Source organism: Azospirillum mesophilum (genome assembly GCF_053470405.2).
In genome coordinates, this window is record NZ_JBPXMQ020000018.1 from 1 (window position 1) to 16034 (window position 16034).

At 70.0% G+C, this 16034-nt stretch carries 15 protein-coding genes and 1 tRNA gene; 7 read left to right on the forward strand and 9 right to left on the reverse strand.

All coding sequences use genetic code 11. The annotated features are described in order from the left end of the window. The 3 genes from ACSVC7_RS18065 to ACSVC7_RS18075 form a co-directional block, all read left to right on the forward strand. A partial coding sequence (locus ACSVC7_RS18065; protein WP_483508494.1) for a transposase occupies positions 1-328 on the forward strand: 328 nt, incomplete at its 5' end. A gap of 89 nt (positions 329-417) precedes the next feature. Next, positions 418-1128, forward strand: a complete 711-nt coding sequence (locus ACSVC7_RS18070) for a DUF599 domain-containing protein (protein WP_448205815.1) — start codon at positions 418-420, stop codon at positions 1126-1128. Positions 1129-1276: 148 nt separating this feature from the next. Next, entirely contained in the window at positions 1277-1450 is a 174-nt protein-coding gene (locus ACSVC7_RS18075; protein ID WP_448205814.1) for a hypothetical protein, read from the forward strand. 24 nt (positions 1451-1474) lie between these two features. Here the strand turns inward: ACSVC7_RS18075 and ACSVC7_RS18080 are convergent, their stop codons facing one another. The 6 genes from ACSVC7_RS18080 to ACSVC7_RS18105 form a co-directional block, all read right to left on the reverse strand. Then, a complete protein-coding gene (locus ACSVC7_RS18080) occupies positions 1475-3205 on the reverse strand; it encodes an EAL domain-containing protein (RefSeq protein WP_448205813.1) in 1731 nt (576 codons plus the stop codon). Positions 3206-3402: 197 nt separating this feature from the next. Next, positions 3403-4710 carry a hydroxyacid-oxoacid transhydrogenase gene (locus ACSVC7_RS18085; RefSeq protein WP_448205812.1) on the reverse strand — a complete coding sequence of 436 codons (1308 nt, stop codon included), beginning with the start codon at positions 4708-4710 and terminating at the stop codon, positions 3403-3405. Positions 4711-4800: 90 nt separating this feature from the next. Then, positions 4801-7437: a DUF2339 domain-containing protein gene (locus ACSVC7_RS18090; protein ID WP_448205811.1), complete on the reverse strand. Its 2637-nt coding sequence runs from the start codon at positions 7435-7437 to the stop codon at positions 4801-4803. Positions 7438-7481: 44 nt separating this feature from the next. After that, entirely contained in the window at positions 7482-8243 is a 762-nt protein-coding gene (locus ACSVC7_RS18095) for a DUF72 domain-containing protein (protein ID WP_448205810.1), read from the reverse strand. Between the two features lie 5 nt (positions 8244-8248). Next, entirely contained in the window at positions 8249-9199 is a 951-nt protein-coding gene (locus tag ACSVC7_RS18100; protein ID WP_448205809.1) for a cation diffusion facilitator family transporter, read from the reverse strand. 219 nt (positions 9200-9418) lie between these two features. Further along, positions 9419-9772 (reverse strand): hypothetical protein, encoded by a 354-nt coding sequence (locus ACSVC7_RS18105; protein WP_448205808.1) that lies wholly within the window; start codon positions 9770-9772, stop codon positions 9419-9421. A gap of 223 nt (positions 9773-9995) precedes the next feature. On the opposite strand from ACSVC7_RS18105, the gene ACSVC7_RS18110 reads away from it, so the two are divergent. After that, positions 9996-11318, forward strand: a complete 1323-nt coding sequence (locus tag ACSVC7_RS18110) for a lytic murein transglycosylase (RefSeq protein WP_448205807.1) — start codon at positions 9996-9998, stop codon at positions 11316-11318. A gap of 103 nt (positions 11319-11421) precedes the next feature. Here ACSVC7_RS18110 and ACSVC7_RS18115 read toward each other — a convergent pair whose 3' ends face one another. Continuing rightward, complete coding sequence (locus tag ACSVC7_RS18115) at positions 11422-11856, reverse strand: secondary thiamine-phosphate synthase enzyme YjbQ (RefSeq protein WP_448205806.1); 435 nt, start codon at positions 11854-11856, stop codon at positions 11422-11424. A gap of 89 nt (positions 11857-11945) precedes the next feature. On the opposite strand from ACSVC7_RS18115, the gene ACSVC7_RS18120 reads away from it, so the two are divergent. From ACSVC7_RS18120 to ACSVC7_RS18130, 3 genes are all read left to right on the forward strand, one after another. After that, the gene (locus ACSVC7_RS18120; protein WP_448205805.1) at positions 11946-12389 is read left to right on the forward strand and encodes an SRPBCC family protein; all 444 of its coding nucleotides are present in this window, start codon (positions 11946-11948) and stop codon (positions 12387-12389) included. 97 nt (positions 12390-12486) lie between these two features. Further along, on the forward strand, positions 12487-13113 hold the full coding sequence (locus ACSVC7_RS18125; protein WP_448205804.1) for a nitrogen fixation protein NifQ: 627 nt from the start codon (positions 12487-12489) through the stop codon (positions 13111-13113). A 137-nt stretch (positions 13114-13250) separates the two neighbouring features. Further along, positions 13251-13336, forward strand: a tRNA-Tyr gene (locus ACSVC7_RS18130). Positions 13337-13598: 262 nt separating this feature from the next. Here ACSVC7_RS18130 and ACSVC7_RS18135 read toward each other — a convergent pair. Then, entirely contained in the window at positions 13599-13994 is a 396-nt protein-coding gene (locus ACSVC7_RS18135) for a hypothetical protein (RefSeq protein WP_448205803.1), read from the reverse strand. A gap of 32 nt (positions 13995-14026) precedes the next feature. After that, positions 14027-15997, reverse strand: coding sequence for a response regulator (locus tag ACSVC7_RS18140; RefSeq protein WP_448205802.1), 1971 nt, complete (start codon positions 15995-15997; stop codon positions 14027-14029). Positions 15998-16034: the final 37 nt, after the last annotated feature.

The following is a 16034-nucleotide window of genomic DNA, read 5'->3' on the forward strand; positions in this document are numbered from 1 at the left end:
GACCCGCGAGGTCAAGGGCGCGATCTCGCACGAAACCGTCTACGCCATCACCAGCCTGGACCGCGACCACGCCTCGCCTGCGGCGCTGCTCGCGCTCGCCCGCAACCACTGGGGCATCGAGAACCGCCTGCACTGGAGGCGTGACGTCCTCTTGAGCGAAGACGCCAGCCGGGTGCGATCCGGCGCCGTGCCCCAGGCCATGGCGATGCTGCGCAACACCATGCTGGGCATCGCCAATCTCTTCGGCGCCCCACTCCCCGCCGTCCGCATGGCCTGCGCCGAAGATCGCTGTGCCACCATTGCAACCGTCAAGAACGGCTTTCTTTGAATGGCCCTGGGCCTGAACGCGGTGTTCCTGGACAGTCGGCCGGCGCGCGGCTACACCGGACGACGATCCCCCCATCGCCGAGCGCTGCCGTGCCGCCCGACATCACCCTCATCGACGCCTTCGCCTTTGTCTGGTTCCTGCTGTGCTGGATGGGCTTCACGGTCATCCAGGACCACCTGCTGAAGGGCCGCGTGGCGGTCAACCAGCATCTGAAGGTGGTGCGGCGGCACTGGATGGAGCGAATGCTGGAGCGCGAGAACCGGATCATGGACTCGCAGCTCATCGGCCACACGATGCACAGCTGCACCTTCTTCGCGAGCACCAACATGCTGGTGCTGGCGGGGCTGGTCGGCGCCTTCGGGGCGGTGGAGCACGCGCACGACATCATCGGCAACCTGTCCTTCACGGTGCGGACGTCGCGGGAGTTCTTCGAGCTGAAGATGCTGCTGCTGGTGGGGATCTTCACCTTCGGCTTCTTCAAGTTCACCTGGGCGCTGCGCCAGTACAACTACTGCTGCGCCCTGCTCGGCTCCGCCCCGCTGCCGCCGATTCCCGACGCGGAACGGCACGCCATGGCCGCGACCATCGCCGAGGCGATGACGCTGGCGGTGACGGCGCTGAACGGGGGCATGCGCGCCTACTATTTCGCCATGTCGGCGCTGGCCTGGATGCTCGGCCCCTGGTTCTTCATCCTGGCGAGCGCCACGGTGGTCGCGGTGCTGACCCGCCGCCAGGGCTTTTCCACCACGGAGAAGGTCATTCGCCTGCAAACCGATGCGTTGGAGACGCGCAAGCCGTAAGCACACTCGTATTTAGCGAAAATGTTGCATATCGGCTCGCGGGCTGCGACAATCCATCCCCTATGCTGCGCTGCAAATTAATGCTTTGTACATAGTACGACCGATTGGTCAGGGCATAGGTTGGAACGCATCAGCCGGAGGATTCGCCATGGATATGGACACCGCGATCACCGTCTTGAACACGCTGGACGAGGCGGAACGTATCCTGGGTGAAGTCCGTCTGCACAACGGCGCGGGCGCCTGCCGCGAGATGATCAGCCGCAACCGGGAGCTTCTGGAAGAGGCGCGCCACCGCCTCGAAGCCGCCCAGGAACTGGCGTAACGCGGCGGGAAACGCAGCGAAAGCTCAGCTCTTCCACAGGATTTTGCCGCCCTTCTTCGCCATCTTCGACCAGTCCTTGGCGAAATAGGCAAAGTCGCGCGAGGGGCGGCTGTACAGGTATCCCTGCGCCAGCGGCACGCCCAGGTCGGTCAGAAGCTGGGCATGCTCCGGCCCCTCCACCTGCTCCCCGATGAGGCCGAGGCCGAGTTGGTGGCACACGTCCACCATCGACCGCAGCATCGCCATGTCGCGGCTGCTGTTCACCGCGCCCCGCACGAACTGCCCGTCGATCTTCGCGAAGTCCGCCTGGATGCCGTAGAGCGACTGGAAGGAGGTCGAGCCCGCCCCGACGTCGTCCAGGCAAATGCGGTAGCCGGCGGCGCGCAGCTTTTGCAGCACCTCGTTGAGCTTGGCGATGTCGGTGACGACGACCGTCTCCGTCACTTCGATCAGCAGCTTGCGCGCCAGATCGCCGTAGGGCTCCGTCACCGCCTGGAACTGGCGCAGGAAGATCGGGCTCATCAGCGTCTTGGCGGACAGGTTGATCGCCACGTCCGGCAGCAGCGGTTCCTTTTGGTAAGCCTTCAGCGTGTCCAGCACCGACTGCGTCAGCAGCAGGTCGAAGTCGTAGATCAGCCCGACATCCTCGGCGAAGGTGATGAAGTCGGCGGGCGACGGCATGCCCTCGATCCGCGTCAGCGCCTCCAGATGGTGGACGGCCTGGCTACCGATGTCGACGATGGGCTGGTAGACGACGAAGAAGTCCCGCTTCTCGATGGTCGCGCGCAGGCGGCCGATGCGGTCCACCGCGTCGGACAGCATGCGCTTGGCGCCGTCCTCCAGGCTGGCGATGGTGAACTCCCCGCCCTGGGCCGACGCGAAGGCCTGCACCGTGTAGACCAGCGCGCGGGCCGCGTCGGCCGGGTCCAGCCGCTCGTCCGCCACGTCCAGCGACCATGTGCGGATGCCGCCCGGCAGCTCCCCGCCGGCGTCGTGGATGATCTGGGCGATGTGGGTCTGCACCTCCTGCCCGTCGATGTCGCTGGCGTGCACGATGCCGTAGCGGTCGGTCGCCAGCTTCCCCGCGCTGTCGCCGTCGGCGGAGATCGCGCGCAGGTAGGCCTCGATCCCCTGCTTCACCTCGTCCGCCGCCCCTTCCGGCAGCGCGTCCACCATGGACTGCAAGCCCTCCACCAGCAGCAGGGTCAGCCCGTGGTCCAGGCCCTTCTCGCGGGCCTTGATGATGCGCTCCTCCAGGATGTTGCTGAAGGCGTGCCCGTCGAGAAGCTGCCCGGCCACCGCCAGCGCCTCGTGCGTGGCGCGCGGGCTGGAGGACAGCAGGACCGTCAGGAACAGCGACCCCGGGCAGGAATCAAGCCGGCAGCCGCCCAGCAGCGCCGGGAAGCGGTGCCCGTCGTGGCCCTGGAAGATGACGCGGGCCGGCTTGATGCGGGCCTTGTCCTGGATGCGCTTGAACAGGACGTGGATGTATTTGCGGTCGCTGGGCGACACCACGTCCAGCAGGTTCGTGCCCACCAGCCCGCTGACGTCGCCTTCGATCAGGCGGCAGCGCGCCCCGGCGGTGAACAGGATGTTGCCCTTCGTGTCCGTCTCGATCAGCAGGTCGGCGGCGGCGAAGGCGAAGCCAACGAAACGGTCACGCTCGCGGAAATACTGCGGACGCCGGGGCGGCGGAGGTGCCGCCGTCGCCGGTCGCCGGATCTTGTCGTGCGCGATGTGGGGCGTTGGGTGCAATTTGATATAATTTGATTCTGTTGCGCAAATTTTGTTAGGTGAAGCGTAGCCGTCTTCCTCGTCCGAAAAAAGCGGCAAGAATCCGTGCTGCAACTGCGAAAAAGCACGCAAGCGAGGATTTTCAACGATTTAAAGGAAAATGCCGGGGGCGCGCCCGATTACCGCACCCTCCGGCACCGATCGGAAAAAGCGGCCGCTCACCAATAGCGCATGGCGTCGGCGTAGAGGGCGCGCAGGTCATCCTCCGTCACCGGGCGGGGCGCGATGGTCAGCAGGCGCTGCTGGGCCATGGCCCCCTGGACGAGGCCGGGGATGTCCGCCGGCTTGTAGCCCAGCGCCGACAGACCGTTCGGCAGGTGCGTCGCCCGCATCATGGCGATCAGCCGCGCCGCCAGGATGGCCCCGCCGTCGCTGGGGGACACGTCGCGCACGTCGGCGCCCAGCGCCTCGGCGGCGCGGAGGTGACGTTCGGGCGCGGCCGGGCCGGTGAAGCGGAAGGCGGCCGGCGCGTTCAGCACGACCGAGATGCCGTGCGGCACCATGGGCTCCGCCTTCTCGTAGCCGGTGGCGGTGAAGCTGTGGTTCATGCCGGCGACCGAGTAGGACATGGCGTGCGGGATGTGCACGCCCGCGTTCCCGAAGGCCAGCCCCGCCAGCGTCGCCGCGAACATCAGGGCGTCGCGCGCCTCCTCGTCCGCCGGGTCGTTGACCGCGCGCTCCAGATAGGTGCCGCCGAGCTTGATGGCCTGCAGGCTGCCGATGTCCGACCAGGGGTTGGCGCCCTGGTAGGGCGGGCGCGGGTTCGCCGCGTCAGGCCGCGGGCGGGAACGGTAGGGGCGCGCCGTGTGGCTCTCGATCGCGTGGGTCAGCACGTCGAAGCCGGTGGAGGCGATCACCCCCGGCGGCAGGCTGTCGATGGTCGCCGGGTCCACAACCGCGAGGCTCGGCCGCAGGTAGCGGGAGGAGATGCCGGTCTTCACCTGCTTTTCCACATGGTCGAAGATGGCGACGCCGGTCGTCTCGCTGCCCGTGCCGCAGGTGGTCGGGCAGGCGATGTGCGGCTTGACCGGGCCGGGCACGGGCCGCCCCTCGCCCAGCGGCTTGTTCACGTAGGCCAGGAAGTCGGCCGGGTGCGTGGCGTAGAGGTTTGCTGCCTTGGCCGTGTCGATCACCGACCCGCCGCCGATGGAAATGAAGCCGTCGAACCCGCCGTCCCGCGCGAAAGCCGCCGCGTCGAGGAAAGAGGCGCTGGTCGGCTCCACCCGGCAGCGGTCGTAGACCACCACATCCAGACCGGCCCCTTTGAGCGAGGCGAGCGCCGCGGCGAAGGGCGCGATGCCGGCCACCACGGGGTCGGTGAACAGGGCGACGCGGCGCATGCCCATGGCCTTGGCGTCGTTGCCGAGTTCGGCCAGCACGCCGCGCCCGAACTTCATCGATGCGGCCTCCACCGTGAAGCCGGTGTCGCCGTCGGGCAGGATGGGGTGGGCGATGGTCTCGGTCATGACGGTGGTTCCTCCCTTTCTTGGTTTGTCGCGCTTTGGTCCGCTATCGGAACGCGGGCGGCGGCGTCTGTCAACGACACCGTTGGCCTATCAAACAGTCCGGACCGGCCCCTGGAGCCGCCGGTACAGATAGCCAACACCGATCAGGCTCAGCCCCAGCCCGAGGAAGGAGGCGACGCGGTAAAGCCCGCCGAGCTGCGCCATGTCCGAGAGGAACACCTTCGCCACCACCGCCAGCACCAACGCCAAAGCCGCGTGCCGCAGCCAGCCGAGCCCCAGCCGCAGCGCCAGCACCAGCAGGACCACGGCCAGCGCCAGGAAGCCGGCGGAATAGCTGTACCATTCCGCGTCGGTCAGCACGGCGCCGGACAGCACCGGACCCTGGAAAGCGTGGCGGATCTCCAGCGCCAGATTCATGCCCAGCAGGGCCAGCGGCACCAGCGCGCCCCAGCGCCTCAGCCAAGGCGGCAGCGGGTCGATCCGCAGGTACAGAAGCCCCAGCAGACCCGGCAATCCGTAGGCCAGCAGCAGCGTGTTCACCACCGGCCACGCGCCGACGGATTCGCCACTGGCGAGCGGGTTCAGGGCCAGCAGATGCAGGAACACCGCCTGGGCAGTCGCCAGCGCCGCGAGAACGCGCCGGCCCCAGACGGCAACGGGGCGGAGGCTCCAGCGCCGGTCGGCCGACAGGATCAGCGCCAGCACCAGCCACGCCAGCGTGTGCAGCGCGAGCTCGCGCAGGGTGTTGGGGGGCTCGTACAGGGTGCCGCGCGTCAGGTTGTGGATCTCCAGCGAGACGAGCAGCGTCGTGAAGACCAGCGCGCCGGCCTCCAGCAGGGCCACCACCGCGTCGTCGCCCCGCCCGTCCGGCGCCCAGCGCAGCCACCGCGCGGCCAGGAAGAATCCCGCCGCCGGCAGCCCGTAGCCGTAGAGAATCCAGCCGAGCCCGCCGTTCTGGTAATCGAGGATAAAGGGGTTCAGCGCCAGCCGGGCCAGCACCGCCAGCGCCACCAGCAGGATCACCGCGCGCAGCGAACGCAGCCCCAGCCGATGCTCCAGCCACGCCAGCACCGGCACCTGAAGGGCCAGCGCGACGGTCAGCCACGCCTCGCGCAGCAGCATGGTGGCGCCGAGGCTGAGCGCGCCGACCGCGGCGGCGGCGAAAGCGGCCAGCCCCAGGCTGGCGCCCGGCCGATGCCGGTTGCGGGCCAGCGGGGCCGTCGCCGCGACCAGAAGGGCCGCCAGCGACAGGCTCGCCACCGGCCACAGCCGGTCGGTCTGCGGCGGGTCCAGCCGCCAGTAGGCCAGGACGAGCAGGAACACCGGCGTCAGCGCCGACACCGCCGACCACAGCGCCGCCCGCACCGATCCCCACAGCGCCAGGAAGCCCCCGATCCCATAGAGCGCGCCGAAACCGGCCACCGCCCACAGGAAGCGCCGCGCCAGGACCGTCAGCCCCTCGCCGGGAGCCGGGATGTAGGGCTGCCCCTCGGCGTTCAGGGGCGGCGGGGCGGGCGGCCAGTGCGGCACGGTCCAGCCGGCCAGCGCCACCATGGCGGCGAGCGCGGCGATCCAGGCGATCCCCGCCAGCCGCTCCACCCGCCGGCCCGCGACCATGCAGAGCGCGCCGAACAGCGCCATCATCGCGAGCGACACCGCGCGGTGCCCGTCCACCCAAACGAGGAAGACGGTCAGCCCGGCCAGCACCACCGCCGCAGACAGGGCCAGCCGGTCGTTCGGCGGGCGGCCCCGCCAGCGCGGGACGCCGAAGAGTCGCGACGGCTCCGGCGCGAAGGGGGCCGGCGACAGGACGGCCGGCATCAGGAACAGGGCGGCGAGCAGCAGCAGATACAGCCCGACCGGCAGCGCGTCGCCGGGGCTCCAGTCCGCGACGTACCAGACCGGCACCCAGACGGAGGCGCCGACCAGCGTCCCCAGCCCCAGCCAATGCCAGCCCCGCCACAGCACCACCATCATGCCGCCGCCCGACAGCGCCAGCAGATAGGCGAACAGCCCCCACACCAGCGGGTTGTCGGAGGGCACCAGCAGCGGCGTGGCAAATCCGCCCAGCAGCCCCAGCGCCGCGATGTACGGCCCCTGCAACAGCGACAAGGCGATGCCCAGCGCCGCCAGCCCGGCGAGCAGCCCGAAGGCGACCAGCGGGGCGAACAGGTCATACAGAATGAACCCGCCGTAGACGCTCGCGAAGCCGGTGAACAGCCCCGCCGCCGTCAGGGCGGGCGGAACGTTGTCGGGCCAGGGTGGCTGGGGCAGCGTCGAGGCCGCGTTGTGCCGCCGCAGCCACTCCCCGCCGACCATCAGCGCGAACCCGGACAACAGCCCCAGCGCCACCCGAACGCCGGGGCCGAGCCAGCCCGACTCGACGGACAGCTTGATGAAGAAGGCCGCCGCCAGCGCCACCGTCACCCCGCCCAGCCAGATCAGCCAGCGCTCGGCCAGGGACTCTTCGAGCTTGCGAAGCGTGGAACGCCGTGCCGGCGTGGCGGACGGGATGGAAGGAGCCGGTTCCGGCGGCGCCTCCGCCGCGAGTTCCGTTGGGGTTTCCGGGGCGGTCTCGGCCGGAACGGGCGGCGGTGCGGTGCGCCCCTCGGCCAACTCGGCCAGAGCCCGACGCAACGCCGTGATTTGACGCTCCTGGAGCGTCAGCCGGTGGTCGAAGCGGAACGCCAGCACGGCGATCACAAGGACCAGCAAGATCGTATCCATGCCCGACCGCCTCTGCGCGACCATCTCACGCGCGAAGGATAGTCTCAGGCGGCGGAGTTGTCTCTCTGACCTCCGTGCGGGGCCAAACGGTCGCACATCGTCAGCGCGTCATCGACCGCGTGGAAATCCGCCGTGTTGTCGAAGATGCACCAGACCGGCCGCTCCCGCGCTTCCCGCGCCAGACGCGCGGCGAGGCGGTCGAGCACGTCCAGGGGATAGGCGCTGCGGTACATCACTGGCGAACCGTGCAGGCGCCAATAGCGCAGACCGTCCCAGCCCGCGGGCTCGGCGGCCTCCGGCACCGGGGCGGGGTCGGCGGCGACGCGGGCGACGGCGTGGTCGACCAGAAGGCGCTCGGCCGGGGGCGTGAACCAGCTGGGATGGCGCGGCTCGCAGACGATCAGGCCGCCGCAGCGGGCGCGCAGCGAGGTGAAGAAGGGCTCGGCGACGGAGGCGTCGAAGCGCAGGGTCGGCGGCAACTGCACCAACAGCGGCCCCAGCCGGTCGCCGAGGTGCCCGACCTCGAACAGGAAGCGTTCCAGCGGTTCCAGGCAATCCTTCAGCCGGCGTTCGTGCGTGATGCTGCGCGGCAGCTTGGCGGCGAAGCGGAAGCCCGGCGGGGTGGATTCGGCCCAGCGCGCCCAGGTCTCCGGCTTGTGCGGGCGGTAGAAGCTGCTGTTGACCTCCACGGCTGGAAAGACGCGCGCGTAGCGTTCCAGATGCGTGCCCTCCGCCGGGAAGGCCGGGGCGGAGAGCTTGGGTATGCTCCAGCCGGCGCAGCCGATGCGGATGTCGGGCATCCCCATGGGGTTCATCCCGCGCGGGCCTGCACGACGGGGGCGGGGCGGTCGCGGTGCAGGCGCATGGCCTCCGCCTCCACGAAGATGCGGCGGACCTGGGGGAACTGGCCGCGGATGCGGGCCTCCAGGGCGCAGATGGTGTCTTCCACGTCGTCAGCGGTCAGTTCGTCCTGGAACTCCGCCGACATGTTCAGCAGCACATCGTCCGGCCCCAGATGCATGGTCAGCACGTCGATGGTGCGCTTGACCCGCCGTTCCTCCCCCACGATGCGGCGGATGCCGTCGACCACGCGGCGGTCGGCCGCCTCCCCGATCAGCAGCCCCTTGGATTCGTAAGCGAGCAGCGCCGCCACCACTGCCAGCACCGCCCCAATGGCGAGCGAGGCCCAGGCGTCGTAGACGGGGTTGCCGGTGATCTCCCCCGCCGCGAGCCCGGCGGCCGCGATGGCCAGCCCGACCAGCGCCGCGCTGTCCTCGAACAGCACGACGAAGACGGAGGGGTTCTTGGACCGGTGCACGGCGGAGAGCAGGTGAAGCCCCTGCGTGGTGCGCCGGAACTCCCGCATGGCGATCCACCAGGAGCCGAACTCGAACAGGGCGGCGATGCCCAGCACCGTGAAGTTGACCCAGGGCGTCTCGACCGGGTGCGGGTTGTGCAGCGCCGCCCAGCCGTCGTACAGCGACAGCCCGGCACCGATGCCGAACAGCAGCACCGCGACCACAAAGGACCAGAAATAGACCTCGCGCCCGAAGCCGAAGGGATGCTCCGGCGTCGCCGGCCGGCGGGAGCGGCGGATGCCGTAGAGCAGAAGCACCTGGTTGCCGCTGTCCACCACGGAGTGGACCGCCTCGCTGAACATGGCGGCACTGCCGGTGAAGGCGCTGGCGACGAACTTGGTCACCGCAATGGCGAGATTGCCGGCGAGTGCGGCGACGACGACCTTGGTGGACCCTTCGGCCAAACGAACTCTCCCCCGGTGCGTGGTGTTCCGCTGTTCACGTCACGGAGAAACCAAGCGCCGGGGGATGCGGTTCCCGGTTGCCTTGCCCCCTCCCCAACCCTCCCCCGCTACGCGGGAGAGGGGGCTAGAGCAAAGCGACGGCAGTTCCCTCCACCGCCAAGGGCGGGGGAGGGTTAGGGAGGGGGCAAGCGCCGATTTGCCAACACAAAGCATGGCTGCTCAAAACAGCATCGGCTGACGCTCGTCCTGCGCCGGGGCCTTGGGCTCGGCGCGGTCGGCCTCGGCGATCAGGCGGGCCATGTCGCGGCGGGCCTTTTCGGCCTCGTAGTTGGCGCGGTACTTGCCGATGAAGCCCTTCCGGCAGGCGCGGTGAAAGCGCTGGGCCGCCGTGTCCCAGTCGTCGCCGGGGCACAGCCAGCTGACGTAGGTGACGCCGGTCCGCGGGTCGGTGCGGAGGTAACGGCCGCGTCCCTTGTCCCCGCGCACCCACTGGCCGGGGTTCAGATGCAGCGCCCCCCGGGCCAGCAGCAGGGACACCTGCGGGGTCAGCTCGATGGTGGGGAAATAGGGCATGGCGGTCCTCCTGGCAGCACCCCGAAGGCGCGGCCGAAAACGTCTCTTCCGTTGTTTTTGGTGTAGCCCCGATATGGTGATTTGAGGCCGCACGTTCAAGGTTTGTTCACGCTTTCCAAGGCCTTGCCCGCAGACCGTCGGCCGTTAAATGTCGATTGAGCGAAAGGGCCGTCCGTCCTACGCTTGCGCCCGGTTTCCCTCTCCTCCCAGGTCCGAAGAGCGCATGCGCCCCCTGCCGTCCCTCCCCGTCCGCCTCCTGCTCGCCACCACGATCCTGGCCGGCTGCCAGTCGGCCGGCGCGCCGCCCGCCGTCACCGCCACCACGGCGCAGGCCGCCACGGTCGCGTCGTCCTCCGCCGCGGCCCTGCCCTCCGCCGCCCCGCAGCAGGCTCCGCAGCCGGCGCTGAGCTTCAAGGACTGGCTGGCCGGCCTGCGGGCGGAGGCTCTGGGCCAGGGCATCCGCCCGCAGACCTTCGACCGCGCCTTCGCGCAGGTGAGGCTGTCCGACCGCGTGATCGAACTCGACTCCGCCCAGCCGGAGTTCACTCGACAGCCCTGGCAGTATCTGGACAGCATGGTGTCCGAGGCCCGCATCCAGCAGGGCCGGCAGAAGATTCAGGAGAACGCGGCGCTGTTGCAGCGCATCACCCAGCGCACCGGCGTCCCGGCGGAGGTGCTGGTCGCCCATTGGGGTGCCGAGTCCGACTATGGCCGCGGCACCGGCTCCTTCTCCGTCGTGGATGCGCTGACGACGCTGTCCTACAAGGGCCGCCGCACCGGCTATTTCCGCACGGAGCTGCTGGCCGCCCTGCGCATCCTGGACAGCGGCGACATCGCGCCGGAGCGGATGACCGGCTCCTGGGCCGGGGCCATGGGCCAGACCCAGTTCATGCCGACCATCTTCCTGAAGCACGCCACCGACGAGGACGGTGACGGCCGCCGCGACATCTGGGGCAGCCTGCCGGACGTCTTCGCCTCCACCGCCAAGTTCGTGCAAGCCAACGGCTGGCGCGCCGGGGAGCGCTGGGGCGAGGAAGTCGCCTTGCCGGAGGGGTTCCCCTTCGATCAGGCCGAATACAACATCACCAAGCCCCTGTCGGAATGGCGCCGCCTTGGCGTGCGGCCGGTGAACGGCGGCGATCTGTCGGGCGAGGAGCCGGCGGCGATCCTGGTGCTGGGCGGCCATCGCGGGCCGGCCTTCCTGGTGCGCGAGAACTTCCGCGCGATCATGAAGTACAACCCGTCCACCAGCTACGCGCTGGCCGTGGCGCTGCTGGCCGACCGCATCGCCGGGCTGCCGGGCATCCAGGGCAACTGGCCGCGCAACGAGCTGGCGCTGAGCAAGGACGAACGGGTCGAGCTGCAACAGCGCCTCGCCTCCATCGGCATGGACCCCGGCGCGCAGGACGGCATCGTCGGCGCCAACACGCGCAACGCCGTGCGGCGCTTCCAGAAGTCCATCGGCGCCGTGCCCGACGGCTTCGCCACCAAGTCCCTGCTGGAGCGCCTGCGCCAGTCCAGCGCCCCCGTCCAGGCGGCGGGGTAAGGGCTGAGCCCCGTAGGTTGGGTTAAGCGCCAGCGCAACCCAACACACGCTGCCAAGCGACAATGTTGGGTTGCGGCTATGCCTTAACCCAACCTACGCTTCCTCATGGTTCCCCGAGAAGGTGCAGCACGAGTTGCCGGCTGTGCGGGTGGCGGCGATGCTCGAACAGATAGACGCCCTGCCAGGTGCCCAGCGCCATGCGCCCGTCCAGCACGGGGATGGACAGTTGCACCGTGGTCAGGGCGGAGCGGATGTGGGCCGGCATGTCGTCCGGCCCCTCCAGCCTGTGGTCGTAGAGCGACGGGTCCTCGGCGACCAGACGCTTGAAGAAGCGCTCCAGGTCGGTGCGCACGTCGGGGTCGGCGTTCTCCTGGATGACCAGGGAGGCCGAGGTGTGCCGGCAGAAGACGGTCAGCAGGCCGGTCTCAATGCCGGTGTCCTGGCCCTGCCCCGCCAGCCAGCGCGCGATCGGATCGGTGACCTCGACCAGCCCCTGGCCGCGCGTCGGAATGGTCAGCGTTGTGACGGCTTGCCGCATGGTCGCCCTCTTCGCCGGTCTTGCGTCTTGGAACATCAGGTCCGGTATACCAAATCGGTTCGGCGGTTGAGACGTCCAGAAGGTGCCCCATGGAATTGAGCGGCCAGTACCGGATTCCGGCGGAGCGGGAGCGGGTGTTCACGGCGCTCTGCGATCCCGTCGTGCTGCAACGCTGCATCCCCGTGCTGGAGGACATCGACCGGCTGTCGCCCACGGAATACGCCGCCCGCGTGCGCGCCAGCGTGGGGCCGCTGAAGGCGCGCTTCGCCGGGCGGCTGCGGCTGGCCCCCACCGACGCGCCACGCTACTACGTCCTCTATGCCGAGGGCAGCGGCGGCCTCGCCGGCGCCGTGAAGGGCGAGGCCCGCATCACGCTGGAGGAGGTGGAGGGCCACACGCACCTGTCCTACACGCTGGCGGCGGCGCTGGGCGGTGCGGTCGGGCGGCTCGCGGTGAAGCTGGTCCAGGCCAAGGCCGACCGGGTCATCACCGGCTTCTTCGAACGCTTCACGGCGGAAATCGTCGGCCCATAACGCTGCGCCGCACAAAAACCACTTCGCGGTTGCGGAAATTTGGTTCACGATGGGGATAGGGAATGTCCTATGACCCATCGTTCGGGAGCGCGCTGCCATGATCGCCGCACCTGTGACCGCCGCACCTGTCCTCTCGATTTCGCCCGAACCTCCACTTGATCGCCTCAGCGGCCCGGACCTTGACCGGCTGCTGTTCGGGCGCATCCTGGGATTGGCCGCGCTGGACCCGGACCGCCCCCTTACCCAAGCGCTCGGCCTTGGGCGCGATGCCCTGGCGGCGCTGGCCGCGCGGCACGCGCCGGACCACGCGCCGCTCGTCGCCGGCCTGCCGGACGAGACCGGCGAGGATGCCATCGAGGAGGAGGACCTGCGCGCCTTCCTGCTCGACCACCGCGCGCGCGGTGCCGAGGAGGAGGAGTGGCTGGCCGCCATCGTCGCCCGCCGTTCGCTGGAGCCGAACCACCTCTGGCAGGACATGGGCTTCGCCAGCCGGCTGGAACTGAACGCCATGTTCCGCCGCCACTTCCCCGATCTGGTCAAGCGCAACAGTGCCGACATGAAGTGGAAGAAGTTCTTCTACCGCCAGCTGTGCGAGCGCGAGGGCCTGCTGCTGTGCAAATCGCCGAACTGCGAGGTGTGCGACGACTTCGCCGTCTGCTTCGGCGGCGAGGACGGCGACCCGCTGAGCGCGCTCGCCCGCGCCGCCCGGAGCGAGGGCGCCTGATATTTCAAACTCCGGCGATTTGATCACAAAGACGCTTGACCGCAGCCGGCCCAACCGCTAGATAACGCCACCCGCGCGACGGACGGTGCTTCGGCCCTCCGGACCGCAGGTCTCCGATGGCCGCGTCAAGCAGCAGCGGAAGGGTGGCCGAGTGGTTAAAGGCAGCAGACTGTAAATCTGCCCGCGTATGCGTACGCTGGTTCGAATCCAGCCCCTTCCACCATCATCGACGCGGCCGGTCATGACACGATCATGACCGGCCGATTTCTTTTCCAGACGATGCTTTCTCTTCCGGGGGTCTTTCATCCCCCTCGCCCAGCCCCGCTGGGAGAGGGAGGGGCCCATGGCGAAGCCATGGGAGGGTGAGGGCAAGGTCTGCCCAAGAACCCTGCGACCACATACCCTGGATTCTCGGGGAAACCTTGCCCTCACCCTCCCGCCGGAGGCGGGCGAGGGGGTTGAACCTGAGATTTTTTGAAAAGCCCCTATCGCGGCTGCGCGCCGAGATCCTCGAATTGCAGGCCCTTGTCGGTGCGAGTGAAGCGGCCCTTGCCGTTCACGGTGACGGCGGGGCGGCCCGGCTGGGCCGGGATGGTGGCGGCGTAGTAGCAGTCGTACTGGCTGCCGGATGACGCGGAAGCCGGCGCCGCTTGAGGGGCGGCGGCCTGGGCCGTGCCGGAAGGCTTGACCTTGGCGTCCACGCAGCCCTGCTTGCGGAACTGCTCGAACCCCTGGAAGCCGCCGCGTCCCTGGCCTTCCAGGGCCTTGCGGGTGTGCGCCTCCACCAGCGTCCGCATGTCCGATTCCGCCGGCTCGCCCGAGCAGGCCACCAGCAGCAGGCACGAGGCCAGGCCCATCACCGCCGGTTTCACACGAAGCACCCTGTCCTCCTCCACAGTCACACGCTCCACGGTCACACGGTTGTCCATTGGTCGCGCAGCCGGTCTACCCCGGCGGCCAGTTGGCGCGCCAGATGCGCGGCCTGGGCGGCGACCGCCTCCTCGTCCGCGCCGCGCAGGGCGCGTTCCAGCGCCAGGGCGCTCTGGTAGACGCCCGTCAGGCCGACGGTGCCGGCAATGGTCTTCAGCTCGCCGGTGATGGCGGTGAAGATCGTGGGATCCATCAGGTCGCGGGCGAGCGCCAGCTGCCCTTCCGCGTCGCGCGCGTGGGCGAGCGCGTCGTCGACCAGTTCCAGCACCTTCGCGCGGCCGATCACGTCTTCCAGCGCGCTCAGGACGCCCGCGTCGAAGCCGTCGCCCTCGTCCGGCGGATCGGTCGCCCCCTCCCCCGCCGGGGCCGCGGCCGCCGGGCTGGTCAGGCGGGCCAGCACGCGGGTCAGGGCCGCCGGGTTCACGGGCTTGGGCAGATGATCGTCCATGCCGGCGGCGCGGCAGCGCTCGATGTCGTCGGGCAAGGCGCTGGAGGTGATGGCGATGACCGGCACCGCTGACAGGGGAGCCGGCAGGGCGCGGATGGCCCGCGTCGCCGCGATGCCGTCCAGGCCAGGAATGTCCAGGTCCATCAGGACCGCGTCAAAGCCGCCCTTGGCGGCGAGGTCCACCGCCTCCCGCCCGTCGCCGACGACGGCAACGCGGTGCCCGTCCTTTCGCAGCAGCCAGGCGTTGACGCGCTGGTTCACCGGGTTGTCCTCGACCACCAGGATGGAGAGCGAGGCCCGCCCAACCTCGGGCGCCGTCTCCCCGGTGATCGGGGTCAGGGCCGCCGTACACCACAGCACGCTGATGCCGGCGGGGCCGTCCTCCACGCCGATCTCGCCGCCCATCAGCCCGACGATCCGCCGCCCGATGTGCAGGCCGAGTCCGCGCCAGCCCTGCCGCCGCAGCGCGCCATCCAGCGGCGGCACGCCCTGCGTCAGCCACGCCCGCAACTCCTCCGCCGCGTCCGGCCCGGCGTCGCCCACGGCGAAGCGCAGGCCCGCGCGTCCGTCCGGCAACTCCACGGGCCGGACCCACAGGGTCACGCGGTCGGCGTCGGTGTCGCGCACGGCGCGGCCGACCAGCTCGACCAGCACATGGCGCAGCCATGCGGCGTCGCCGACCACCGTCGTCGGGACGGCCACGTCGATGTCGGCTTCCAGGGTCAGGCGGCGGTCCTCCGCCACCTCGCCGAGCGCCGACACCACGCTGCCGACCACCGTCTCGACGGTGAAGGGGGCCTCGTCCAGGCGGATTTCGTCGGATTCCAGCCGCACCAGATCGCTGAGATCGTCCAGGATCAGACGCAGCGAGTCGAGCGAGCGGAGCAGGCTGCCGACATGGCCCCGCTCCTGGTGCCCCAGCGGTCCGGCGAGCAGCGCCCGTGCCGGTTCCAGCATCGACCCGGCCGAGGCGCGCAGCGCGTGGTTGACCAGCGCCAGCGTGCGGGCCTTGTCGCGCACCGCTTCCTCCACGCGGCCGTTGACGGACTCCAGCGCGGCGGACAGGCGGGCGATGGTGTGGGCGTGTTCCCCGACGGAGCGTTCAAGGGTGGCGTTGGCGGCGTGCAGGTCGTCCACCGCGTGGCGGTAGTCCGTCTCGTCGCTGTAGGCCAGCACGACGCCGCCGCCCGGCAGCGGTCGTGACCGCACGGCCAGCACGCGGCGGCCCGGCGCATGGTGTTCGAAGGCGTGCGGTTCGGGAAGGGCCAGCAGCGCCATGCATTCGGCGGCCAGCTCGGCCGGATCGCCGGGGCCGAAGTCGCCCCGCTCCGCCCAGTGCCAGACCAGATCGCGCGCCGCCGCGCCGGGCTCCGCCAGATGCGCCGGCAGGTCGAGGAGGGTCCGCCCCGCATCGTTCAGGTGGGCGACCCGGAGGTCGGCGCCGAGGACGAGGACGCCCTGCGCGACCGCGGCCAGCACGGCGTCGAGCTGTTCATGAACGGCCATCCGACGCCTCCCCGTCCCGCGCGCCCGGTTCCGCTCC